A 24,046-nucleotide genomic window follows, 5' to 3' on the forward strand; every position below is an offset into this window, starting at 1 on the left:
GAGTTCAGTCGGCATATTCTTTCAGCCACTCCCTAATCCACTCCGCTCTTTCTTCGGCTGCAGGCGTGCCGGTGGGCAGGGAGATGAAGGTGGGCATTGTCCACGCACCGCCGGCAAACCCACGGCACATTTGATCGGTGGCGGAATAAGTCAGGCTAAATTTTCTGCCGTTCCAAATCCAGTTTTCATGCCCCCAACAATCGCCGAAACCGCGTTCTTTCCAGTTGTTGGATATGATGCCGTCATATCTATAACTTTCGTTAATTTTATTGCCAAGTATTGATTCGATTCGTGAGAAATCCCTGTTGGTTACTGTAACAAATTGGGTTACATCGTTCGAAGCCGTATGCATACAGTCAGCTCGTATCAGTATATGGCCGCCACTCAAGCGGTAGGCTTCGATTTTTGGGGTCTCCTCTGGTGAATCAACAAACTCGCAGAATTTTGCCTGCGGCAAACGACGCAGTTTTTGCACCAATGCACGGTATTGCGGAGTATGGCGTTTTAATACGCGCACCATCGGCATAGACGGGCTATTACTGTTTGCCAGCGCACTATTTGGCTGAATGCGTGGCATTTCCGGTACAGCTGCCGCATGGATTATCGGTAAGGGTTGTGGCTGCAACACGGGGCGGCGGCTGTGGCCGGGGTTGATGAGAGCAGAGGGAGTGACGTTGCGGCATTGGAACGCATCCATGTGGCGCAAAATGGCGGTGGCACCATTGGCCGACAGCCGCCATACCGTGCCGTTTGTTGTGTGTAGGCTGATGGCAGTTCGGCGTTTTAAGGCTGTCAACAGAGCCTGCGTTTGCGAGGCAGGTAATTTGGTTACACCTTCACCCTGATCAGTGAATACAACTCGGCCAACTGTGTGGCTGTTGATACGTAACTCAGTTACGGTTTGCTGCCGAGCCAAATTATCTTGATAACTAATTTGCAGATGGCTAGACACGACAGCCCGCTCGCCGGCGGCGAGTTGCAGCAGCAGGGAAACCGGCAGCCCGTGAGAGTCTTCTTCGTTGGCATAGCCTGCGGCACGGCACGTGCCAGTGTTGTCGCAGGCCAGCTTCGCCCTGCGTGGTGTAGAAACCTTGAATAGGCGCGGCGGCCAGCTTACTGCCGAGCAACAGTAGCAACCATAGTGAATGACGCAACATTGTAATCTCCTTAGGGGGGGGATGGCCGAGATGAGGGATGGGGGTTTGCAAAGGTTAAGGCTACCTGAAAAGATTGGTTTGGCCGGGTGGATTGGTTTGCGTATTGCGCTAATTTTTCAGGTAGCCTTTATTCGTTCAGGTATACTGCGCCGCTATTTGCCATGCAGCATTCGTTGGACGGCTTCGATTTTACCGATGAGGATGTCGGGCAGGGCGTGGATGGATTTGATGATGGCTTGGTTGATGAGGTCTCGGTCTTCGGAGCGGGGTTTTTTCAGCACATAATTCACCACTTCGTTGCGATCGCCGGGGTGGCCGATGCCTAGGCGCAGGCGGTAGAAGTCGGGTGTGCCGAGGCGGGCTTGGATGTCTTTGAGACCGTTGTGGCCGCCGTTACCGCCGCCGAGCTTGAATTTGATGCGGCCCGGATCGAGGTCGAGTTCGTCGTGGATTACGAGGATTTCTTGGGGGTTGATTTTGTAGAAGGTGGCAAGTGCCTGCACGGATTGGCCGGAGAGGTTCATATAGGTTTGCGGTTTGAGCAGGCGGATTTCGCCTTCGGGCTGTGTGCTTCGGGCGTGACTGCCGAAGAATTTTTTATCGTCCTGCCAGCGGGCCTGCCATTTGCGGGCGAGTTCGTCCAGCAGCCAGAAGCCGGCGTTGTGGCGGGTGTCTTCGTATTCGGTGCCGGGGTTGCCGAGGCCGACGATGAGTTTGATGGGCATGGGGTTTCCTTATTGGGTTTCAGGCATAGCGGATTAACTTCACTTTCGCTACTGCATTGGTTCGTCTTGTCGTACTTCCGTACTGTCTGCGACTTGTTGTCTTGTGGGGAAAATAATTGTTTCAGCTATCTCTTAGGCTGACCACAGCTGGCGGGCGAAGTTGCCGATTAAGAGACACAGCAGCGCCATAAAACCATAACGCAGCCAGCGGCTGCCGCCGAGCACCGCCAGCTTCGCGCCGCAGAAGCCGCCGATTAGGTTGGCCGCTGCCAGCGGCAGCGCCCAGTGCCACAGCACATGTTGGCTGGGGATGAAAAAGCTCAGCGCGGCCAGATTGGTCATCAGGTTGATTACTTTGGCGCAGGCGGTGGCGGTGAGGAAATCGTAGGCAAAAAAGCGCACGAACACGAAGGCCAGCAGGCTGCCCGTGCCCGGGCCGAACAGGCCGTCATAAAAACCGATGGCCGCGCCAAACGCCGTGCCCAGCAGCATTTCTCCCCGCGTGAGCGCGTGGGTGCGCTCGGTTTGCCCCAAATCTTTGCGGAAGAAGGTGTACACAAACATCGCCACCATAATCACGAGCATAGCCGGTTTCATATATTGCACTGGTACATAGGCCACCAGCTTCGCGCCGGCGAACGAGGCGGCAAAAGCCAGCACCCCGGCGGGCAGCAGCATTTTCCACGGCAGCTTCAGGCGGCGGGCGAACTGGCCGGCGGCGGTGAAGGTGCCGGCGAACGAAGCCGCCTTGTTGGTGCCCAGAACGGTGGGCACGGGCGTGGCCGGCGGCAACACGCCGAACAACGCGGGCAGCTGCAACAGCCCACCGCCGCCAACGGCCGCATCCATCAGTCCGGCTAAAAAGCCGGTGATGAGCAGCAGGATAAAGGGAAGTTCCATGGGGTTCTCCGTTGATGAAGGGGTGGGACATTGCCACACCGACGTTTGGTTTGAATTTTCGAAATAAGCATTCTCAGGTAGTTTTTATATTTGTGCTCTATTTATCCTTGCGCTTCATGCCCGCGCGGGCACTCAATTTAGCTACGCAAAAACTCGCCCCCCTTCGGAGACCTCGTTTTCTTTGCTTCGCCAAAGAAAGGAAGCAAAGAAAGGCGACTGCGGGCACAGGTTTGGCTTCGCCAAACTTCCCGCACTGCACACGGTTTTTCGGGCGCAAAGAGAAATTGGATTAGCTGCAACTTGCGGCTTCGCCGCTTCGGGCATGCAAGCCCTTATTTCCCGAAAAACCGCGCTCCGTTCAGTTGTGCCAGCAGACGGGAAGCCAGCCCGCCAATTAGATTGTGATTATTCTATTTTGGAGTTCTGGGTTTAGGAAGGTGGAGGCTACCTGAAACGTTGTATGAATAGATTTGCACTCTCTTTCGCTTATGGAATACAGCCTTTGACAGTGGCGATTAGGAACACTTGCTTCCGCTCACAGCCGCACGTTGTGGCAGGCTTCGTACACCGGCAGCAGGCGGTGCAGGGTTTCGACTAGCCAGGCCGCGCTGTCGGCTTGCCCCAGTTGGTTGCGCTCCAAGTGGCGGCCGAGGCAGAGGAAATCCTGCGGGCTGCGCAGGGCGAAGGCGTCGGGCGGAGCGGTGGCGATGGCGGGGTAGTCGGCGTATTCGCTGTCGCTGCCGTGCCAGATTTGGAAGTCGGCAAATTCGGCGTGCGGAAAATCGGCCAAAGCCTGTTGGTAGCAGGCCAATGGCAGGGTGGAGCGGGCGGCGCGGTATTCGTGCCATTCGAGGCTGGCAGTGAGCCTGCGGCGGTTGAGCAGCAGCGAGAGGATGACCGCCGTATCGGCATGGGTTTGATATTTGAAATAGGCGAAAAAGTGGGCGCGCACCTGCCAGCCGTTGCACCAGCGTTCGATATGCGGCGGGGCAAAGCCTGCGCCCAATTCGGAGGCTACCTGAAAAACCAACGTGCGCCACACCTGCCACGCGGCTTTATAGTCGGCCTTGGTTTGCGCTTCGGTTTCGGGCTGGTATTGGCGGATTTGGGCGAACTGGAAAAACGGGCGTTGGAACAGGTCGCAGCTTTGCGGGGTGAGCATGATGGATTGGCGGCTGGCAAGAAAGGTGGAAAGGCTACCTGAAAAATGGGGTTTCAGGTAGCCTCAATGAATGTTGGGGCTGCCTGAAATCGGTTTTTGAACGGGAAATGGGAACGGGGCATCCGTGTTTTATTAGGCATACGATAAAAGGCTACCTGAAACCTTTTTCAGGTAGCCTTTCCGTTTTATCTCTCCAGCGCGGCTTGCAATCTTTGTTCCAGCGTGTCGCTGTCGAAGGATTTGGCGATCACTTCAAAGCGGCTGTCGCGCCGCCAGGCCACTTGGTTGGCACCCCATTGGCCTTCGCTCCAGTTGAGCCACACCCAGCTGCCGAGCACTTGGAACACGCCTTTGGCGCGCACAAGGCCTTCGCACAGTTTGGGCAGGTCGTTGAAAAATTTGGTGAGCTTTTCGCCATCGAAGCTGCTGCCAGTAGGGAAGGTGTAGCCTTGCGATTGCAGGCCCATGCTGTTGTCGGGCAGCTCTTTGATGCGGTAGCGGCTTTTTTCCACCACCGGGGTTTCCAGCAGGGCGATGTCCAAATAGGCGTCGGTGGTTTCCAGCACGGCGGCTTTGGGCGGGAAGAGCTGGGCGGCTTTGCTGCGGAAGGCGGCCATTTCTTCGGGGCTGCACATGTCGGTTTTGTTGGCAATCAGCACGTCGGCCACGCTCACTTGGTCGCGGTAGAGCGGCTGGTTGGCGTAGTCGGGGTTGGTGAATTGGCGCGGGTCGACCAGGGTGAACACGGCACCGATATCCAGCATTTGGTCGAAGGGTTTGGCGCGCAGCTCGTCGATCACGCTGGCGGCGTGTGCCAGGCCGCTGGCTTCGATGATGATGCGGTCGGGCTTGTTGCCGCTCACCATGCGGTTGATGGTGGTGCCCATCTGCGCACCGGCCACGCAGCACAGGCAGCCGCCGGCGATTTCGGCCACGGGGATGCCGTTGTCGCTCAACACGGCGCCGTCGATGCCAATCTCGCCGAATTCGTTTACCACGATCACCCATTTTTCATCGGGTTTTTTTTGCTCCATCAGGTGGCGCAGGGCGGTGGTTTTACCTGTTCCCAAAAAGCCGGAAAACAGATGTACTTTTGCTTTCTTTATTTCTGACATTGTTTGCATATTCCTGTTAAAACAACATGTTCTTCTTTTAATCTAAACCCACCTGCGGCCACGCCGGCGCACAGCGCCTGCCATTCGTGGGAGAGGGTTTGCTCATCGGTGTTGCCGCATTCGGTGCACACCAAAATGAAGGCGCTGTGGTGGCGTTGCTGTTCGTCGCTACTGTGGCAGTGGGCATCGCAATGGTGGCGGGCGTGGCTGCATAAAATGTAGCCGTTCACCGCGGCCACTTTGTGCAGCACGCCGTGTTCGGCCCAGAAATCGAGCGCGCGGTAGGCGGTGGGCGGCGCCACCACGCCGTTGCTCTGCTGCTGCATTTGCGCCAGCACGGTGTAGGCTTTAATCACGCCTTCCTGCCGCAAAACGATATCCAGCACCTGCTCGCGCAGGGCGGTAATCTGCAGGCCTTGTTCGCGGGCGCGGGCAATGATGGTGGTTTTGTAGTCGGGAGCGGAGTGCTTGGTCATGGCTGCTTCCTATTATTGACTGGGGTGGCGCACAACGGCGAGCGGGTTGAAGCTCTGCGCCACCGGCATGATTTCGATGCTGTTCACGTTCATGTGCGCGGGGCGCCGGTAGAGCCACAGCACGGTGTCGGCGATGTCTTCGGGGCGGATGTAGTCTACGTTTTTATATACATCGGCGGCGCGCTGGTCGTCGCCTTTGAAGCGCACGTTGGAAAACTCGGTGTCGCCGCACAGGCCGGGCTCGATATTGCTCACACGCACGCCCGTGCTGGCTAAATCGGCGCGCAGGTTCAGGCTGAATTGGCGCACATAGGCTTTGGTGGCGCCATACACATTGCCGCCGGGGTAGGGGTAGGTGCCGGCCACCGAGCCGAGGTTGATCACATAGCCGCTGCCGCGCGCCACCATGCCGGGCAGCACTTGGTGGGTGAGGTAGGTGAGGCCGATGATGTTGGTTTGAATCATGGTTTGCCAGTCGGCAAAATCGGCCTGATGGGCCGGGTCTAAACCCAATGCTAGGCCGGCGTTGTTCACTAGGCAGTCGATCCGGGCAAAGTTTTCAGGTAGCCCTTTGAGCGCGGCATCCACCGAGGTAGTATCGCCCACGTCCATTTGCAGCGGCAGGAAGTTGGCACCCAATTCCACGCGTAGTTCGTCCAGTTTGTCGGCACGCCGCGCCGCGCCGATCACGTGGTAGCCCGCTGCTGCAAGCGTGCGGCAGATGGCCCGCCCGAAACCGGCCGATGCGCCGGTTACCAAAATGCTCATGATTGCCTCCGTTGAGCTGGATTACTGGATAGAGCCGGAGCACTTACTTCTCCTATGGCATTGGCTCGCCTTGCAGGAAGAAATAACGGCTTTGGCTAAAAACCATAGTATAACACCGGCAGCTTGCCGGCAGCTTTAAAATGGCAGCAAGGCTCTAGCAAGCCAACTTAACTTTCGCTATTGCGTTGGCTCGCTTTACCATACTTCCATACTGCCTGTGGCTTGCCGCCTTGTCCCATTCTTATTTCTAATCCACTATATTTTCAGGTAGCCTCGGGCAGAACGCCATATTCTGCCCAATAGCGGCAGGCGGCGGTATAAGGCTACCTGAAAACCGTGCTAGAATGCCCGCCTTCCGCATTTTGGCCAAAGGCTTGTTGATATGGCACGTCATCCCTACCGCCGCCTGCGTTCGGCACGTTTCGCCCTGCCCGAAGTTGGCATTTCCGAACACGGTAACATCCGCTCGCTGCATTTGGGCAGCGAAACGGTGCAAAGCTCGATGAATGTGGATTACCCCGCCGAGCTGGTGCTCTCCTACAGCCGTGCCATGATGGCCTGGCTCCTGTTTGCCGAAAACGTGCGCCACATCACGCAAATCGGGCTGGGTGGCGGCTCGTTTGTGCGCTGGATCGATGCCCACCTGCCCGAGGTGGCGCAAACGGCGGTGGAGATCAACCCACAGGTGATCAGCGTGGCGCGCGGCCTGTTTGAATTGCCGTTTGAGGGCGAAAAATTCGAAATCATCGAGGCCGACGGCGCGGAATACATCAAAACCCTGCGCGGCGGCACGGATATTTTGCTGGTGGACGGCTTCGACGGCGTGCAGATTGTCGACGCCCTGGTGGCCGAGCCGTTTTTTGCCGACTGCCGCACCGCCCTGAGCGACAACGGCATTTTCGTCACCAACTGGTGGAGCGGCGACAAACGCTACCCGCTTTTCCTGCAACGGCTCGCGCAGGTGTTTGAACAGCGCGTGTTGTGCGTGCCCGCCGAAACCCACGGCAACGTGGCCGTGCTCGCCTTCCAAAACCAAGCGCCCCAGCCGCTGGCGGCCCTGCAGAAAAAAGCCGCCAAACTGAGCGAACGATACGGGCTGGACTTCAAAACCATGCTGCATCAGGCACACGTGCCGCCGGGCAGCACCTGGCAGTGGCTGCGTTGAGGCTGGCTGAAAGCGAAAACTCCAGCACGGTTAGAAAGGCTATCTGAAGACATAAGCTGCAACGAGGCGAACATCAAATAGCGTTGTGGCGGCTAATCCTGTCCGGCCAGCCAATCCACATAGCGGCGTACGCCGGTGGACACGTCGTCGAATTCTTCGGTATAGCCGGCGGCGCGCATGGCGCTGATGTCGGCCTGGGTGAAGCTTTGGTATTTGCCTTTGAGCGCGTCTGGGAAGTTGCTATACACAATCAAGCCTTGTTGTACCAGCTCTTCCAGCGGCAGCTCGGGCTTGCCTTCTCGGGCGCGGCAGGCGTTTACGGTGGCGGCGGCCAGGTCGTTGAAGGGCTGGCTGCGGCCGGTGCCGCAGTTGAAAATGCCGGATACTTCGGGATGGTCGTAGAAGAAGAGGTTTACTTTGACTACGTCTTCCACGCAGATGAAGTCGCGGCTTTGCGCGCCGGCGGGGTAGCCGTCGTAGCTGCCGAACAGGGTGACGCGGCCGTGCTCGCGGTATTCGTGGAAGTGGTGGTAGGCCACGGAGGCCATGCGGCCTTTGTGCTGCTCGCGGCGGCCGTATACGTTGAAATAGCGCAGGGCAACCACTTGATTGTGCAGCCCTTGCGCCATGCGGCGGCGCAATACTTGGTCGAACAGGAATTTGGAATAGCCGTACACATTGAGCGGGGCTTCCAATTCGCGCTGTTCGCGGAAGGTTTGGCCTTTGCCATACACGGCGGCGGAGGAGGCGTGGATCAGGCGGATGCGATCGTCTTGGCACCAGTCGAGCAGGTCGAGCGTGTATTGGTAGTTGTTATCCATCATGTACACGCCGTCGTGGTTCATGGTGTCGGAGCAGGCGCCTTGGTGGAAGATAGCTTCGATGTTGCCGCCGTTGATTTGGTGGGCGCGCACTTGGCGGATGAATTCGTGTTTGTCCAGATAGTGCGCAATATCGGCCTGCACCAGATTGAGGAATTTGTCGGCACGGCTGAGGTTGTCCACCGCGATGATGTCGGTGATGCCGCGCTGGTTGAGCGCGTGCACGATATTGCTGCCGATAAAGCCGGCAGCGCCAGTAACGATGATGGTCATGGGGGTCTCCTGATAAAGGGTTGGCATATATTTTAACCGATTTCGGGCTACCTGAAACTTGAATATCCGCCCTTGGAAACCATATAGCAGCCTGATCAAGATAACAATAAGGAAAGCATCATGACCACCCAGCCCGCCAACCTACGCACCCGCTTTATTTTCGACAACCAACCCGTGCGCGGCCTGCATGTTCAGCTGCAAAGCGTGTGGCAGCACATCGTACAGCGCAAACCCTATCCCGCCGCCATCCGCAGCGCACTGGGCGAACTGCTGTCCGCCGGCGCCCTGCTTTCCAGCAACCTCAAACTGCCCGGCAAGCTCATATTGCAAATCCAAGGGCAGGGCGACCTCAAAATGCTTGTGGCCGAAACCGATTCCAACCACAGCTGCCGCGCCACCGCCCGCTGGAACGAACAAGCCAATTTAGACGACGGCCGCAGCCTGATTGAGCTGCTCGGTGAAAACGCCGTATTCGGCATCACCCTCCAGCCCAACGAAGGCGAACCCTGGCAAGGCATTGTGCCCCTCGAAGGCAGCAGCATTGCCGAAATGCTCAGCGCCTACATGCGCCGCTCCGAACAGCTCGACACCCACATCAGCCTTGCCGCCTCCGAACACGCCGCCGCCGGCCTGCTGCTGCAAAGGCTGCCCGAACAGCAAATCGACGCCGACGCCTGGACGTACTACACCACCCTGGCCGACACCGTTACACCGCAGGAATTGATCGAACTCGATGCCCAACACCTGCTCTACCGCTTGTTTCACGAAACCCTGCCGCGCGTGTTCGAGCCCGAACAAATCGAATTTGCCTGCACCTGCTCGCGCGGCAAGGTGAGTGACATGCTGCTGCTTTTGGGCGGGCAGGAAGTGGGCAATATCGTGGCCGAACAAGGCAGCATCGCCATCGACTGCGACTTCTGCGGCGAAAAATACGTGTTCGATGACACCGACGTGCAAGCCCTGTTCGGCATGGAAATCGAAGCCATGACCGGGCAGCAGCTGCAATAAGGCGGTATTGTCTTAAACTGTAAAAGGCTACCTGAAAACTGTTGCTCGGTTTTCAGGTAGCCTCATTGTTGGTTTAACTGTGCGGCATGAATAGTTGGCCGTTGAAGCGGTATTTGAGGCGGCGGTTGGTGGGGGTATAGGTATGGCTGCTGCTTTGCGGCTGGCTGATGGTGTGGCTGCCGGGTTCGTAGAAGAAGTAGTTGTTGGTGTGCTGGCCGCTGTAGGCGATGTTGATGCGGTGGGCGGGCTCGGCGGCGGCGGGCGGTTTGGATGATGGGCAGGGGTTGGAGCTGTTCTGCGGTGAAGTGGAGGAGGACGAGGGATTTTTCGGTGTGGTCGCCATCGGTGTGTTCGGTGAACAGGAGGTAGGCGTGGCCGTAGCCGCTGAGGCGGAGGGTGTGCAGGCGTTCGATTTGGCCGGGGAGGGTTTGCACGCTGGTGTGGCCGCCGGGGCTGCGGGCTTGGAGCAGGCTGGTGGGGCTGTGCGGCGGAGTGAAGCTGCGCACGCGGCCGTCGGCGCTGCTGTGGATAATCAGGCCGGTGGCGCGGGTTTGGCTGAAACGGCAGGCCCAGGATTCGGCATTTTTCAGGTAGCCTCAAAGGCTACCTGAAAAATGAAACTGGGCGTATGGCGTTGGCGTTGCAGGTAGCTTTTTCTACGTTTCACTCCACCTTCACCCGTTTCAAGCGCAAGGCATTGCCCAGCACCGAAACCGAGCTTGCCGCCATCGCCGCGCCTGCGATGACGGGGTTTAAGAAGCCAAGTGCGGCGAGCGGGATGCCCAAGGTGTTGTAGAAGAAAGCGAAAAACAGGTTTTGCTTGATGTTTTTCAAAGTCGCTTGCGATACCAGCAGGGCATCGGCGAGCTGGTTGACCGAATGCTGCATCAGCGTGGCGGATGCAGTGTGTTCGGCAACGTCCGCGCCGCCTTTCATGGCGAAGCTGACGTTGGCGGCGGCGAGTGCGGGCGCGTCGTTGATGCCGTCGCCGACCATTGCCACGGTTTTGCCGGCGGCTTTGAGTTTCTGCACTTCGGCGGCTTTGTCGCGCGGACTCATGTTGCCGAAGGCGTGTGCGATGCCCAGTTGTTTGGCGACGTATTCGACCGTACCTTGGTTGTCGCCGCTCATAATGTAAACGTCGATGCCGTGTTTTTTCAGACGACCTATGGCTTCGGCGGTATCGGCTTTCAACGCGTCGGCGAGTGCGAATGCGCCGATGGGTTTGCCGTTGGCGGAAACAGCAACGATGCTTGCGATATGCCAGACGTCGTCTGAAAGGTTTTCAGGTAGCCTTAATTCGGCAAAATCAAGTTTGCCCGCTTTCACCAATCCCGCGCCTTCGACTTCGGCGGCAATGCCTGCGCCGACGACAGTTTGCGCGTTTTGTGCGGCGGGAATGTCCAAACCGCGCACTTGAGCGGCAGAGACGATGGCGCGGGCGAGCGGGTGGGTGGCGTTTTGTTCGACGGCGGCGGTGATGCGGTACAAAGCGTCTTCGTCAAAGCCGCTGTCGGGAACGCAATAAACGGCGGCAACCTGCGGTCTGCCTTCGGTCAGCGTGCCAGTTTTGTCCAACACGACCGCATCGACGTGGGCGGCTTCTTCCATCGCCGCCGCGTCTTTAAACCAAATACCGTGTTTCACCGCCTTGCCCATGCCGACCATAATCGCGGCGGGCGTCGCCAGACCGAGCGCGCACGGGCAGGCAATCACCAAAACGGCAACGGCATGTATCAGCGCAACCGTCCAATCGCCTTTCACCAACCAGGTGGCGATAAAGGTCAAAGGCGCGATGCCCACGACGGCAGGTACGAACACCGCCGCCGCCTTATCCGCCACACGCGCAATCGGCGCCTTGCTGCCTTGCGCTTCGGACAGCGCATTCATCATGTCGCCGAGCAGGGTTTGGCTGCCGAGCTGCGTGGCGCGGTAAACCACGCTGCCTTCGGTCATCAGCGCGCCCGCCAACACTTTGCCGCCCGCCTTTTTCTCTTCGGGATTGGATTCGCCTGTGAGATGGCTTTCGTCCGCCCAGCCGCTGCCGCTCTCGATAATGCCGTCGGCGGCAATGCGTTCGCCGTGGTTGGCGCGGATTAGGTCGCCGATTTGCACTTGGTTGATGGGCAGTTGCCGCCATTCGCCTTCACGTTGCACGTTAACTTGGGTCGGCGTGAGTTTCAGCAGCAAGCCCAAGCTGTTCAGGCTGGATTTTTTGGTGCGGTGTTCCAAAAATTTGCCCAGCGATACAAACCCAATCACCATCACGCCCGCTTCAAAATACACATGCGCCATGCCGCTGTGCCCCATCGCGCGGTGATGAAACAGCATATACACGGAATACAGGTAAATTGACACCGTGCCGATGGTAACGAGCACGTCCATATTCGCCAGCCCGCCCCTGATGCTCGCCCACGCGCTTTTGTAAAACGGCACTGCCAGCCAAAGCTGAACAATGCTCGCCAGCGCGAATTGCCACAACGGCGGCAGCATCCAATCGTGCCGACCAATCATCATGCCTGCCATGCCGATAAGGAACGGGACGTTGATGGCGAACAGCAGCCACAGCCGCCAGCTTACATGCGCGGTTTCTTCGGGCTGCGGCAGCGCGTCTTCCGTCTTTTCCTTCGCGCCGTAGCCGGTTTTCTCGATGATTTTGGCGATGTCGGCGGCGGAGGTTTGGCTGTCGTCAAACACCACCTGCGCTTCCTCGCTGGCGAAGTTCACCCCCGCCGATTCGACAAAATCTTTTTTGTTCAACACTTTTTCAATGCGTGAAGCACAGGCCTGGCAGGTCATGCCTTCGATTTGGAAACGGACTTTTTGTTGCATGGTTTCGTCCTCCTGAATGTGGTCGGGCTACCTGAAAAAAGTGGAGCGGGGTTTTCAGGTAGCCTTTGGGGTGTTGCAGTCGATTCTTTGCGATTCGGTTTACACAGCCGCATCAAAGCCGCCGTCTTCTACCGCCTCTATCAGCGCGGCGGGGTTGGTTTGGGCGGGGTCAAATTCCACGACGGCGTTCTTGTTTTCCAGGCTCACTTCGGCTTTGGCCACGCCGCTTACGCCTTCGAGGATGCGGGTAACGCTTTTCACGCAGCCGCCGCAGGTCATGCCGCCGATGTTTAATGTGATGGTTTGCATAGGGTTTCCTTTCTGTTGGAATGAGGCTGAAGTTTTAAGGCCCGTTGCCGCTAAAACTTTCAGGTAGCCTTAAATGATGGGTCTGCTCTTGCTTTCCCGCTAAGTGCCGCCACTATAAAGCTTCACCCGAAGTAAAGGTCAAGCATCATGATGAACATCAGCCGGGCCGCGGCCGAAAGCGGCCTTTCCGCCAAACAAATCCGCGACTACGAAAAACACGGCCTGCTCGCCCCGGCCGCGCGCAGCGAAGCGGGCTACCGCCGCTACGGCCAGGCCGACCTTGCCCGGCTGCGCTTTATCCGCCATGCGCGGGAAGTGGGCTTTTCGCTGCCGCAGATCGGGCAGCTTTTGAGCCTGCAACACAACCCGCAGCGCACCAGCCGCGAAGTGAAAACGCTTACCGCGCAACACATCGCCGAGCTGGAAGCCAAAATCGAACGCTTGCAGGGCATGGTGGCCGGGCTGCAACGCTGGCACGACGCCTGCGCGGGAGACGACTGCCCGGATTGCGCGATTTTGGCCGGGCTGGAGGAGCGCTAGGTGGTATTGGCGGAATGGGAACAGGCTACCTGAAAAGTTTCAGGTAGCCTGTTTTAGATTTCAGATGGTGTTTGCTGCAGTTTGCGGTATAAATCTCGGCAGTATCGGCGTTGTTGTCGGCGTAGATAGAATTGCACCAGCCAGCGCGGCAGCCATTTTTTCAGGGTAATGGATTCTGTGAAGTTGAGCTCGGTGTGGCCGTTGTCCAAAGCGGTAAAGCGCCCAACCCAGTGGCCGGAGAAGGTATCGTTTTCCATGTCGAACGCCCATAGGTTTGGCGGTTGGGATTGGGTAACGGTAAACAGTGTGCTGATGCCGGATGGGCTGTATTCGCGAAATTGGGTGGCGTTGAGCTGCTCGATTTTTTGCACGTCGCTGCGCCAAGCGTAGTCGGTGAGTGAGGTAACCGTGTTCCATACGGTTTGGATATTGGCGGGGACGGTGTGGCGGATTTGGGATTGGGTGGGCATGGGTTTGGGCTGGATTGTGTTTTTGCAGTAGGGCGGTTGAATCGGTATGGATACCAGGCTACAGGGCTGAATGTAAGGCTACCTGAAATCTTCAGGTAGCCTATTTTACTATTTAGCTGCCGCTTCGGCTGCTTCGGGCTGGGTGCCTTCTTCCTGCCAGCCGCTGCCGATGGCTTTGTAGAGGTTGAGCAGGTTGAGGCCGGAGGCGAGTTGGTTGTCGAGCAGGTTTTGGCTGAAGCCGTGGGCGTTGAGCTGGGATTGCAGGGCGGTGTCGAGGGTTTTGCGGCCGTAGCGGAAGAGTTGGCGGTCGTTGCGTACTTGCTGCTTCGCGGTGCGTTCGGCCTGCTGCAATTCTTGCTGCTGGGCGTTGAGGGCGTGTTGGGCCTGGTAGGCGTTGTCTACGTCGGCGAGGGCCTGCAGCAGGGTTTGGTCGTATTGCAGCAGGGCGGTTTGCAGGCGGGCGTCGGCGGCTTGGATGTTGGCGCGGATGCGGCCGGCGGTGAAGAGGGGGAGCTGTACGCCGATGCTGAAGAGGCCGCCGTTGCCGCTGCGGGCGCGGTTGAAGGGGGCGAGGTCGCTGTTGAGCTCGATGCGGCCGGTTTGCCAGAGGAATTGGATGTCGAAGCGGGGGAGGAGGTCGGCTTTGGCGCTGGCGAGTTGGGCGCTGCGGGCTTGGATTTCGGCGGCGCGGGCGCGCAGGTCGGGGCGTTGGTTGAGGAGGCTGCCGGGCCGGATGCCTTGCGGCGGGCTGGGCAGGTGTTGCAGCAGGGCGGCTTGGCGCATGGCGCCGCTATCGAGGCGGAAGCTTTGCGGGGTTTGGCCGATGAGCACGGCGATGCTGCGCTGCTGGGCGTCGAATTGGGCTTGGAGGGTGCTTTGGCGGGCTTGCAGGGCTTGGATTTGGGCGGCAATGGCGGTGGTGTCGTGGGTGGTGGCGTGGCCGGCGTGGAAGCGGCCGGCGGCGTAGCGTGCCAGTTCTTGCAGGGTGGCGAGCTGTTGGGAAACGAGGGCTTGTTGCTGCTGGGTGTGGGCGGCGCGCAGGTAGTGTTCGGCGATTTGGGCGGAGACGAGCAGGCGGCTGCCGTGGAGCTGCTCTTGGTTGCCGAGGGCGGCGGCACGGGCGGCATCGGCATCACTGCGTTTTTGGCCGAAGATGTCGGGCTCCCAGGCGGCGCGGAAGCTGGCGGAGGTGAGGTTGCCGCCGTTGCCGAGGTAGGGGTCGCGGCGGTGGTTGCGGTAGCCTTTGGCATCGGCGGCGAGGCCGGCTCTGGGGAGGAGGTCGGCTTCGGCCAGGCGGGAGGTGGCGCGGGCTTCTTCTAGTCGGCTGCGGGCGATGGCGATGCTGTGGTTGTGCTGCAGGCCTTGTTCGATGAGGCGGCCAAGCTGGGGGTCGGGCCATTGCTGCCACCAGCGGGCCAAATCGGGGGCGGAATCGGCCTGGCCGGTGTGTTGGAAGTTTTCAGGTAGCGTGATGTTGGATTGGCGGTTAATTTGGGTGGCGGTGCAGGCGGTGAGGAGGAGGGCGAGGGCGATGGGGAGGAGTCTGGGCATGGCGGTTTCCTTGGGGGTGGGGCTACCTGAAAATGTACGGGCGGTTTTTCAGGTAGCCTTTTGGGTTATTTGGGGCTGCCTGAAAAGGTAGGTGCCGTTTTCAGGTAGCCTTTCGGCTAGGTGGCGGGCATGCTTCTTGGGCAGGCTGCCGTTTGGGCTACCTGAAAACCCGTCTTCTTTTTTTCAGGTAGCCTCTTTTAATTCTGCTGCGCCAGCATCCGGCGGAAGCGGATGACGGCGATGGCGGTGAAGAGGATGCCGGACACGGCGGTGATGGCTACGCGGTGGCGGATCACGTTCCAGCCGGCGCCCCGGAAGACGATGTCTTTGGAGAGGGCGGTGAATTGGGTCATCGGCGAGAGTTCGGAAAGGCTGCGCAGCCAGGGCGGCAGGTTTTCGATGGGCGAGGTGCTGCCGGAGAGCAGGAATACGGCGATATACACGATGATGCACAGCAGGCTGAACTGCGGCATGGTAGGCGCCTGGGTGGCGAGCAGCACGCCGAGCCCGGCCATAGCAAACAGATACACGGCCTCGCAGAACACGAACAGCGCCAATGAGCCGTTAATCGGCACGCCCACGGCGCGGTGTACCACCAAGAGCAGCGAGAGCAGGGAGGAAACCAGGATAATCAGGCCGTTGGCCAGGATTTTAGCCATCACGATTTCGTTCGCATCCACCGGCATCACCAACAAATGCTCAATCGTGCCATGTTCGCGCTCGCGGATCACGGCCGCGCCCACCAGCAGGATGGTGAGCAGGGTGGCATTGCCCACCAGTTGGTTGAGCGGCATAAACCATTCGCTGCGCAGGTTTTCGTTGAACAGCACGTTTACCACCGGCTCGAAGGGTGCGGCATTGCCGTGCCGCCCCAGATAGGCCGCCGTTTCGCGATTTACGATTTGGCTGATGTACACCGAGCCCACGCCGGCCTGCGACATGGCGGTGGCGTCCACCAATAATTGCAGCTCGGGGCGTTTGCCGGCCAGGAGATCGGCGGTGTAGTTGGGCGGGATAACCAGCACGAAGCTGTATTCGCCCAAATCCATGGCGCGGTCGATGCGGCTGCCGTCGATGTCGTCCACCTGTTTGAACTGCGGGGCGATCATGGCATCGCGGATGCGGTAGGTGAGTGCGCTGCGGTCTTGGTCGTAGACGGCCAGCGCGGCGTTTTTCACTTCGGTGGTTACGTTTTGCGACACGGAATACACGGAAAAGCTGAACATAAACACCAACAGCGCAAACAGCGCGTAATCGGTGAAGAAGCTGCGGATTTCCTTGCCGCCCAGATACCAAACGTTGCTTATCCATTGGCGCATATTATTTCTCCTGCTTTTTCAAAAGCAGCCCGGCAGCGAGCCAATAGGCGGCGAAAAACAGTAACAGCGTGCCGCACAGCGTGTCCACATCACGCCAGCCCAGGCCTTTGGTGATAACGCCCAGGCTGACGGTTTGAAACCAGCTGGTGGGGCTGAAAATGCCGATCCACTTGCCCGCGCCGCTGAGTGTGGCGGCGGGATAGAGCATGCCGGAAAAATTCAGCGCGGGAATCATGGCCAGAATGGCCGCTGCGAAAATGGCCGCCACCTGGCTGCGCACGAAGGTGGACACCAACAGCCCGAAGCCGGTGGAGGCGGACACGAAGCACAGCACGCCTGCCGTGAGCGCGATAAACGAGCCTTTCAGCGGCACGCCCAGCCCGAACACCACCACGCCGAGCAGGATCAGGTAGCTCAAGAACGAGAGCAGCACATAGGGCAGCTGCTTGCCGAAAAGGTATTGGAAAGAGGAAGCGGGCGAACTGTAGAGGTTCATGATGGAGCCGATTTCTTTTTCGCGCACCACGGACAGGGCGGTGAGCATGGCGGGAATCATCATCAGCGAAAGCATTAAAAAGCCCGGCGTGAGCGCGTTGATGCTTTTGAAGGTGGGGTTGTAGATGAAGCGGGTTTGCAGGCCGCCGCCGGTGTTGATGCGGATGCCGCGTTCGCGGTAGAGCTCGGCCATATAGCGGTTGAGGATGCCTTGGGCGTAGCCGCTGAGGTTTTCGCCCACAAACGGCCACGAGCCGTCGAAATAGAAAGCCAGCTGCGGGCGGCGGCCGAGGGTGAGGTCTTTGCCGAAGCCGGGCAGGATTTCAATCACCATGCGCGCGCTGCCGTTGGTGAGCACGGCGTTGATGTCGTCGCGGGCGGCGAGGCTGGCCCGTTGGCGGAAATAGGACGAGCCGTCGAACTCCTGCGTCAGCTCGCGGCTGTAGCGGCTTTGGTCTTGGTCGAGCACGGCGAAGTCCATTTCGTTTACGTCGAACGATACGCCGAGGCTACCTGAAATCAGATACACCAAGGGGCCCAGCAGGGCAAACATCAGGCGGATGCGGTCGCGCAGCAGCTCTTTTCCTTCGCGGCGGGAGAAGGTGAATACGGCGGAAAGCCAATAGAGCAGGCCGGATGGGGCGGCATGGTTTTCAGGTAGCCTTTGAGTTTCAGGTAGCCTTTGAGTTTCAGGTAGCCTTTCCGCCGCTTCGGCGGCTTCGTCTTGCTCCAAATAGCGGATAAACGCTTCTTCCAGCGTATCGGCGTGTTGGCGGCGGCGCAGTTCTTCCGGTTCGCCCACGGCCAGCACGCGGCCGCGGTGCATCAGCGAGATGCGGTCGCAGCGGGCGGCTTCGTTCATGAAGTGGGTGGAGACGAAAATGGTTACGCGCTCTTCCCGCGCCATGCGGAACAGATATTGCCAAAACATATCGCGCGCGGCAGGGTCGACGCCGGAGGTGGGCTCGTCCAAAATCAGCACCTGCGGGCGGTGCAGGCAGGCGGCGGCCAGCTGCAGGCGCTGGCGCACGCCCAAGGGCAGGGCGGCGGGGGTGGCGTCGGCCAGGTCGGCCAGCTCGAATTGCCGCAGCACGGCTTCGATGGCGGCATTGCTCTTTTCGCCCAGCCGGTACAGCCTTGCGTGCAGCACCAGGTTTTGCCGCACGCTCAGCTCTTCATACAGCGAAAATGCCTGCGACATATAGGCCACGCGCTGGCGCACGGCGGTGCTGCCTGCGTCTATCGGCTCGCCCAAGAGCGTGGCCTCGCCTTCGCTGGCGTCCAAGAGGCCGGTGAGCATTTTCATGGTGGTGCTTTTCCCGCAACCGTTGGAGCCGAGGAAGCCGAAAATTTCGCCTTGGCGGATGCGGAAGCTCACTTGGTTTACCGCCGTGAAATTGCCGAAGCGTTTGCTGAGGTTGTGCGCCTCCATCGCGGGCGGCAGGGAATCGTCGGGGATGAAGGGCGGCAGTTGGGAATCGTCCCAATGGGTTTGCTTGCCTTCGGGCAGCATTTTGATGTAGGCCTGCTCCAGCGTGGCGCAGCCGCTTTGCGCGAGGATTTCCTGCGTGCGGCCGTGGGCGAGGATTCGGCCGTCGTCCATGGCCAGCAGCTGCTCGAACTGCTCGGCTTCGTCGATGTAGGCGGTGGACACCAGCACGGTCATGCCGGGATTTTCGGCGCGCAATTCGCGCACCAATGTCCAGAATTGGCGGCGGGAAAGCGGGTCGACGCCGGTGGTGGGTTCGTCCAGAATCAGCAGGTCGGGGTTGTGCACCAGGGCGCAGCACAGGCTGAGTTTCTGCTTCATGCCGCCGGAGAGTTTGCCGGCGGCGCGGCCGGCAAAAGGTGCCAGGCCGGTGGACTGCATCAGGCGCTCGATGTGCTGCTTGCGCTGGTGTTTGTTCAGGCCGAACAGGCGGGCGTGGAAATCGATGTTTTCATACACCGAAAGCGTGGGGCAGAGGTTTTTACCCAAGCCTTGCGGCATAAAGGCAATGCGCGGCAGCAGCGATTCGCGTTCGGCCTTGTGCGCCACATTGTGCCCGAGCACGCGCACTTCGCCGCTTTGGGGCGTGCGCACGCCGGCAATCAGCGAGAGCAGGGTGGATTTGCCCACGCCGTCGGGGCCGATCAAGCCGACGGTGGCGCTGCGCCCGATGGCGATCGACACGCCGCGCAAGGCCTGCACTTTGCCGTAGGCGTGCGAGAGTTGGCTGATTTCGATGGCATTCGGCATAGCTGTATCCTACTGCGGCAGGCGGGTTTGCAAATCGGCCGGCCAGGCGAGTTTGGGATCGGTGCGCACGAAGCCGGTGGCCGTCATGCCGCCTTTCAGGTAGCCTTGGTATTTGGCCGCCACATCGGCGGGAATCTGCAATTTCACCCTAAACATCAGCTTGGTGCGCTCTTCGGCGGTTTCCACAAATTTGGGCGTGAACTGCGCCTCTGAGGCGATATAGGTAACTTTGGCGGGGAACACCGCATCCAGCCCGTCCATCTTAATCCGCGCTTCGCTGCCCAGCGGGATTTGGTTTACCGTGGGCGCAGGCAGGAACAGGCTGATGCTTGCGTCGTTCAGGTTCAACAGGCTCACCACCTTGCCGCCGGCGGGCAGCACGTTGCCCGGCTCGGCCAGCCGGTATTCCACCCGCCCGGCCTGCGGTGCGCGCACCGACAAATCGCCGATAACGGAAGACACCTGCGCCATTTTCGCCCGCGCCTGCCCCACGCCGGCCTGCGCTTCGTTGCGCGCCGCTTCTGCCGCCTGCACCGCTGCCCGCGCCGCATCGCGCTGCGCCAAGCGGGTGTTGAGTTCGGCCTGCGAGATTAAATTGTCGCGGAACAGCTGGCGGGCGTTGTCTGCCTCCATCTGCGCGGTTCGCAGTTGCTGGCGTTGCGCCTCGATTTGCGCCTGTGCGCGGCGCACCGTCTGCTCCAGTTGCGCCTTGCCCGCCTGCGCTTCGGAAAGCTGCGCCTCGGCGGTTTGCGAAGAAATCCGTGCCAACACCGTGCCCGCTTCCACAAACTGCCCTTCGCTCACCGTTATTTTCTCTACCCGCCCGGCATACAGGCTGGCCACATCCATGCGGGCAAACTCCAGCCGCCCGTTGGCATGCGCGATGCCCGCCAGAGGATCGGGTGCGGCATATTGGTGGAACGCAAAAAAGCCAATGCCGACAAGTGCAGCAAGCGGTAGCAGGAGAAGCAGGGATTTGGGCAGGCGTTTCATCACGAATACCTCGCAAATAAGAATGATTTAAGTGTAAGTCTACGGCACAGGGCTGCATACCATTAAAAAACAATTCCGCGTATTATTAAGCATACGAAATCAGTAAAAAAGTTGCTTAAGCATACGTAAAACCGCAAAATGCCTTGGCCGAGACCCAAAATGGAAGCGCAAACATGAGCGAAAACGAAAGCTATACCGACCCCCGCATCATCAAAACCCACCGCGCCATCCGCGAAGCCTTTGTGGATTTGCTGCACGAAAAACCCTTCGCCCAAATTGCGGTGCAAGATATTCTTGAACGCGCTCCGGTAAACCGCTCTACTTTCTACAAATACTACTCCGGCAAAAGCGATTTGGCCGGCAAGATGATTGCCGACTTCAAAGCCGAATACAGCCGATACATCCTCACCCGTTTCCAAGCAGGCAGTTTTGATGTGTTCCTCAATATGATGCCCGAAGCCTCCGACTGGGTACACAGTCGCCGCCGCCTGATTCTTGCCCTGTGGAAAGTGGATACCCGCCGCCACCACCTCTACCGCGATATGCACAAGCTGATTAAGCAGCAATTCCTCCACTTCGCCCATACCCTGCCCAACGTTTCCCCCGGCAAAGATTGGGACTACCAAGCCGACATGCTTGCCACCCTCATTCTCGGCAGCATGAACTACTTTTTCAGCCGCGACCTGCCACTGCACCTGCCCGAAGTCCGCCAAGCCTGGACGGAAATGAGCCAACTGCTGCTGCCGTGAGGCGAAACGAAATACAGGGTTTGATGCTTGCTCGTCATAATGCCAAAGGCTACCTGAATCCTGTTTCAGGTAGCCTTTTCAGCATGAGTAGGGTGTGTGCCAGGGCACGCACGTTGTTGCACTCATTATTCCAAACTGCGTGCATTTCGCACGTACCCGATACGCCCTGCAAAGGGTAGGCTACCTGAAGCTTATAGGAGCAGCTTACCCATGCCCGCTGCAATACAAAGGCTACCTGAAAGCATAGCGACGCAGAGTTTCTGCGCAGCTAAAACTTTCAGGTAGCCTTAATTTATGCTTTTCAGCTGTCGATACCGCTTAACGCAAGGGGCGGATGCCTACGGCGTCGCGCACTTGGTCGAGCAGTTCGCGGGCTTGTTTGCGGGCTTTGGCGGCGCCGGCCTGCAGGATGTCTTCGATTTGTTCGGGTTGGGCGGTGAGCTCGTGGAAGCGTTCGCGTTTGGGGGCGAGCTCTTCGTTCAGTTTGGCGCCGAGCAGTTTTTTGGCTTCGCCCCAGGCCAGGCCGTCGGCCAGCATTTGGGTGAATTCGGCGGTTTCGGCGGGGGTGGCGAAGGCTTTGTAGATGTCGAACAGCGGGCTCTCGTCGGGAGTTTTTGGCTCGCCCGGCTCTTTGAGGTTGGTGATGATTTTGTTCACGGCTTTTTGCAGCTTTTTCTCGCTTTCAAACAGCGGGATGGTGTTGCTGTAGCTTTTGCTCATTTTGCGCCCGTCGAGGCCGACGAGGAGTTCTACGTTGTCGTCCACTTTGGCTTCGGTCAGCACGAACAGCTCTTTGAAGCGGTGGTTGAAACGCTGGGCGATGTCTCGGGTCATTTCCACGTGCTGGATTTGGTCGCGGCCTACCGGCACTTCGTGGGCGTTGAATATGAGGATGTCGGCGCTCATGAGGATGGGGTAGCTGTAGAGGCCCATTTCCACGCCGTGGTCTTGGTCGGTTTGGCCGGCATCGAGGTTGGCCTGTACGGCGGCTTTGTAGGCATGGGCGCGGTTCATCAGGCCTTTGGCGGTGATGCAGGTGAGTATCCAGTTGAGCTCGGGCACTTCTGGGATGTCGCTTTGGCGGTAAAAGGTGGTGCGCTCGGGATCGAGGCCGCAGGCGAGCCAGGTGGCGGCCACGGCTTGGGTGGAGGCGTGGATGACTTCGGGGTCGTGGCATTTGATGATGCCGTGGTAGTCGGCCAAAAAGAGGAAGGATTCGGCAGAGGGGTCGGCTGCGGCGGCAATGGCGGGGCGGATGGCACCGACGTAGTTGCCCAAATGCGGGATGCCGGTGGTGGTTACGCCGGTGAGGACTCGTTTTTTCATGGGTGGCTTTCTGTGGTTTGGCGGGAATAGGGAAGCGGTGCTGGGGCTACCTGAAAAATGACATGATTATAGTGCAAGGGCGGGGAGACGGTCATGCCTGCGGCAGCGCGGTGGAAAAATTTCAGGTAGCTTTGGGGGTTGGATAAAGGCTACCTGAAGCCAGCTTTAGTTTCGCAGAAGCTCCGTTGTGCTGCGTTCTAACTTCGTTGAAGCTTTGCTTTAGCTACGCAGAAACCCAGCTTTGGCTTCGCCCAGACATTGTTTTCAGGTAGCCTTTGCTCGTTATCATCAATATGCATCCAACTCAATCGATGCGGCCAAGAGCGAGAGCCTGGCCATCACGCCGTATACATACAGGCGGTTGCTGGCACAGTCGCAGGCTTGGCTGCGGTCGGGCAGGCCGAGGGTTTGCCATTGTTCGAACACGCGCTTGCTGCCGGCGAGGAATTCCGGGTCGCCGCCGCTGCTGTCGGTTTGCGGCATGTTGCGGTTCAATGGCACGAAGCGCATGCCGCTGGCGTTGAGGTTTTCGTCGGCGCCGCGCCCTTCGTGCACGCGGAAGAAGCCGCCCACCACGAAGCGGTCGATCATATACACCACCGGCTCGGCCACGGCGCCGTTGAGGGTTTCGTAGGTGTAGATGCCTTCCTGCACAATCACTTCGGTTACGGCCAGGCCTTCTTTCACAGTGGCCATTTTGTTGCGGTTTTTGCGGTTGAGCGCGCGCACTTCGTCGGCGGATTTCACGCTCATCACGCCCATGCCGTAGGTGCCGGCGTCGGCTTTGACGATGACGAAGGGTTTGTCGGTGATGCCTTTTTCGTCGTATTTGGCCTGGATTTTAGCCAGCACGCGTTCCACGGCCTCGGCTAGGGCGTCTTCGCCTTCGCGTTCGTGGAAGTTGAGGCCGGACACTTTTTCGAAATAGGGATTAATATGCCATTGGTCGATGCCGATGAGCTCGGCAAATTCGGCAGCCACTTGGTTGTAGGCGGCGAAGTGGGTGGTTTTGCGGCGGGTGGTCCAGCCGCCGTGCAGGGGCGGCAGCACGGTGTGGCGGATGCCTTGCAGGATTTCTGGCACGCCGCCGGAGAGGTCGTTGTTCAACAACACGAGGCAGGGCGAGAAGCCGTCGGCCAGGTGTACGCGCTCGCGGGTGCGCAGCAGGGGCTCGAGCAAAATGGTGTGCCCCAGCGCGGTTTTGAATTCGGACGGCTCGGTGATTTCGGGGTTCAGGCTGCCCAAGCGCACGGCAAAACCGGCCTGTTGCAGGATATTGCTCAGGGCATACACGTTTTCCAAGTAAAACGTGTTGCGCGTGTGGTTTTCCGGCACGATCAGCACGGATTTGGCTGTTTCGCAATAACGTTCCACCGCGTCGGTGGCGGCAGCGGCGGCCAGCGGACTGAATTGGGGATTCAGGTTGTTGAAGCCGCCGGGAAAGAGGTTCATGTCGATGCTGGCCATTTTGTAGCCGCTGTTGCGGATGTCGACAGAGCCGTAAAACGGCGGCTTGTGCCGTTTCCACTGGCTGCGGAACCAGGCCTCGATTTCGGCTTGCTTTTGCAGGATGAGTGTTTCAAAATCCAGCAAATATTGCGCGTATTGCGGGGAAATAACCGGAATACCCATGCTGATCTCCTTTCAAACGGC

At 59.0% G+C, this 24,046-nt stretch carries 24 protein-coding genes; 5 read left to right on the forward strand and 19 right to left on the reverse strand.

Annotated features, from left to right (window positions below):
* Positions 1-4: 4 nt before the first annotated feature.
* The 8 genes from A7P97_RS09600 to A7P97_RS09985 form a co-directional block, all read right to left on the reverse strand.
* On the reverse strand, positions 5-1,270 hold the full coding sequence (locus A7P97_RS09600) for a DUF1176 domain-containing protein (protein WP_082887570.1): 1,266 nt from the start codon (positions 1,268-1,270) through the stop codon (positions 5-7).
* A gap of 39 nt (positions 1,271-1,309) precedes the next feature.
* Positions 1,310-1,882 (reverse strand): aminoacyl-tRNA hydrolase, encoded by a 573-nt coding sequence (pth, locus tag A7P97_RS02375; RefSeq protein WP_067530232.1) that lies wholly within the window; start codon positions 1,880-1,882, stop codon positions 1,310-1,312.
* Between the two features lie 132 nt (positions 1,883-2,014).
* A complete protein-coding gene (locus tag A7P97_RS02380) occupies positions 2,015-2,782 on the reverse strand; it encodes a TSUP family transporter (protein WP_067530233.1) in 768 nt (255 codons plus the stop codon).
* A gap of 535 nt (positions 2,783-3,317) precedes the next feature.
* Positions 3,318-3,944, reverse strand: a complete 627-nt coding sequence (locus tag A7P97_RS02390) for an HI_0552 family protein (protein WP_067530234.1) — start codon at positions 3,942-3,944, stop codon at positions 3,318-3,320.
* Positions 3,945-4,129: 185 nt separating this feature from the next.
* Positions 4,130-5,059 (reverse strand): GTP-binding protein, encoded by a 930-nt coding sequence (locus tag A7P97_RS02395; RefSeq protein ID WP_067530235.1) that lies wholly within the window; start codon positions 5,057-5,059, stop codon positions 4,130-4,132.
* On the reverse strand, positions 5,047-5,535 hold the full coding sequence (locus tag A7P97_RS02400; RefSeq protein WP_067530236.1) for a Fur family transcriptional regulator: 489 nt from the start codon (positions 5,533-5,535) through the stop codon (positions 5,047-5,049). The genes A7P97_RS02395 and A7P97_RS02400 overlap by 13 nt, the downstream gene beginning before the upstream one ends.
* A 12-nt stretch (positions 5,536-5,547) precedes the next feature.
* Positions 5,548-6,303: an SDR family oxidoreductase gene (locus tag A7P97_RS02405; protein ID WP_067530237.1), complete on the reverse strand. Its 756-nt coding sequence runs from the start codon at positions 6,301-6,303 to the stop codon at positions 5,548-5,550.
* A gap of 247 nt (positions 6,304-6,550) precedes the next feature.
* Entirely contained in the window at positions 6,551-6,697 is a 147-nt protein-coding gene (locus A7P97_RS09985) for a hypothetical protein (RefSeq protein ID WP_156497467.1), read from the reverse strand.
* Between A7P97_RS09985 and A7P97_RS02410 the strand changes: the two genes are divergently transcribed.
* Positions 6,686-7,468: a polyamine aminopropyltransferase gene (locus tag A7P97_RS02410; RefSeq protein WP_067530238.1), complete on the forward strand. Its 783-nt coding sequence runs from the start codon at positions 6,686-6,688 to the stop codon at positions 7,466-7,468. The two genes, A7P97_RS09985 and A7P97_RS02410, sit on opposite strands and share 12 nt — an antisense overlap.
* 92 nt (positions 7,469-7,560) lie before the next feature.
* On the opposite strand, the gene rfaD is transcribed toward A7P97_RS02410, so the two are convergent.
* Positions 7,561-8,562, reverse strand: coding sequence for an ADP-glyceromanno-heptose 6-epimerase (rfaD, locus tag A7P97_RS02415; RefSeq protein WP_067530239.1), 1,002 nt, complete (start codon positions 8,560-8,562; stop codon positions 7,561-7,563).
* 120 nt (positions 8,563-8,682) lie between these two features.
* Here rfaD and hslO point away from each other — a divergent pair, with 120 nt between their 5' ends.
* Positions 8,683-9,570 (forward strand): Hsp33 family molecular chaperone HslO, encoded by an 888-nt coding sequence (gene hslO, locus A7P97_RS02420; protein WP_067530240.1) that lies wholly within the window; start codon positions 8,683-8,685, stop codon positions 9,568-9,570.
* Positions 9,571-9,643: 73 nt separating this feature from the next.
* Here hslO and A7P97_RS02425 read toward each other — a convergent pair whose 3' ends face one another.
* Positions 9,644-9,913, reverse strand: coding sequence for a hypothetical protein (locus A7P97_RS02425; protein WP_067530241.1), 270 nt, complete (start codon positions 9,911-9,913; stop codon positions 9,644-9,646).
* Between A7P97_RS02425 and A7P97_RS02430 the strand changes: the two genes are divergently transcribed.
* Entirely contained in the window at positions 9,903-10,181 is a 279-nt protein-coding gene (locus A7P97_RS02430) for a hypothetical protein (protein ID WP_125080413.1), read from the forward strand. The genes A7P97_RS02425 and A7P97_RS02430 overlap by 11 nt on opposite strands.
* Positions 10,182-10,233: 52 nt before the next feature.
* On the opposite strand, the gene A7P97_RS02435 is transcribed toward A7P97_RS02430, so the two are convergent.
* Complete coding sequence (locus A7P97_RS02435) at positions 10,234-12,402, reverse strand: cation-translocating P-type ATPase (RefSeq protein WP_067530243.1); 2,169 nt, start codon at positions 12,400-12,402, stop codon at positions 10,234-10,236.
* Positions 12,403-12,501: 99 nt separating this feature from the next.
* Positions 12,502-12,711, reverse strand: coding sequence for a heavy-metal-associated domain-containing protein (locus A7P97_RS02440; RefSeq protein WP_067530244.1), 210 nt, complete (start codon positions 12,709-12,711; stop codon positions 12,502-12,504).
* Positions 12,712-12,858: 147 nt separating this feature from the next.
* Between A7P97_RS02440 and cueR the strand changes: the two genes are divergently transcribed.
* Positions 12,859-13,251: a Cu(I)-responsive transcriptional regulator gene (cueR, locus tag A7P97_RS02445; RefSeq protein ID WP_067530245.1), complete on the forward strand. Its 393-nt coding sequence runs from the start codon at positions 12,859-12,861 to the stop codon at positions 13,249-13,251.
* A 53-nt stretch (positions 13,252-13,304) separates the two neighbouring features.
* On the opposite strand, the gene A7P97_RS02450 is transcribed toward cueR, so the two are convergent.
* The 5 genes from A7P97_RS02450 to A7P97_RS02470 all read right to left on the reverse strand — a co-directional run bounded on the left by A7P97_RS02450 (position 13,305) and on the right by A7P97_RS02470 (position 20,318).
* Entirely contained in the window at positions 13,305-13,721 is a 417-nt protein-coding gene (locus A7P97_RS02450; RefSeq protein WP_067530246.1) for an SRPBCC family protein, read from the reverse strand.
* 108 nt (positions 13,722-13,829) lie between these two features.
* The gene (locus A7P97_RS02455; RefSeq protein WP_067530247.1) at positions 13,830-15,272 is read right to left on the reverse strand and encodes an efflux transporter outer membrane subunit; all 1,443 of its coding nucleotides are present in this window, start codon (positions 15,270-15,272) and stop codon (positions 13,830-13,832) included.
* A 197-nt stretch (positions 15,273-15,469) separates the two neighbouring features.
* The gene (locus A7P97_RS02460) at positions 15,470-16,591 is read right to left on the reverse strand and encodes an ABC transporter permease (RefSeq protein ID WP_067530248.1); all 1,122 of its coding nucleotides are present in this window, start codon (positions 16,589-16,591) and stop codon (positions 15,470-15,472) included.
* 1 nt (position 16,592) lies between these two features.
* Positions 16,593-19,325 carry a ribosome-associated ATPase/putative transporter RbbA gene (rbbA, locus tag A7P97_RS02465; RefSeq protein WP_067596300.1) on the reverse strand — a complete coding sequence of 911 codons (2,733 nt, stop codon included), beginning with the start codon at positions 19,323-19,325 and terminating at the stop codon, positions 16,593-16,595.
* 9 nt (positions 19,326-19,334) lie between these two features.
* Positions 19,335-20,318, reverse strand: coding sequence for an HlyD family secretion protein (locus A7P97_RS02470; protein ID WP_156497468.1), 984 nt, complete (start codon positions 20,316-20,318; stop codon positions 19,335-19,337).
* 173 nt (positions 20,319-20,491) lie between these two features.
* Between A7P97_RS02470 and A7P97_RS02475 the strand changes: the two genes are divergently transcribed.
* Positions 20,492-21,067 carry a TetR/AcrR family transcriptional regulator gene (locus A7P97_RS02475; RefSeq protein ID WP_067526582.1) on the forward strand — a complete coding sequence of 192 codons (576 nt, stop codon included), beginning with the start codon at positions 20,492-20,494 and terminating at the stop codon, positions 21,065-21,067.
* Positions 21,068-21,385: 318 nt separating this feature from the next.
* Here the strand turns inward: A7P97_RS02475 and trpS are convergent, their stop codons facing one another.
* Both trpS and gshA read right to left on the reverse strand, forming a co-directional pair.
* Positions 21,386-22,393, reverse strand: a complete 1,008-nt coding sequence (trpS, locus tag A7P97_RS02480) for a tryptophan--tRNA ligase (protein WP_067530250.1) — start codon at positions 22,391-22,393, stop codon at positions 21,386-21,388.
* A gap of 288 nt (positions 22,394-22,681) precedes the next feature.
* The gene (gene gshA, locus A7P97_RS02485; protein ID WP_067596301.1) at positions 22,682-24,025 is read right to left on the reverse strand and encodes a glutamate--cysteine ligase; all 1,344 of its coding nucleotides are present in this window, start codon (positions 24,023-24,025) and stop codon (positions 22,682-22,684) included.
* Positions 24,026-24,046 lie beyond the last annotated feature (21 nt).

This window comes from Eikenella sp. NML070372 (assembly GCF_001648415.1).
In the GTDB taxonomy this organism is placed as follows: Bacteria; Pseudomonadota; Gammaproteobacteria; order Burkholderiales; family Neisseriaceae; genus Eikenella; species Eikenella exigua.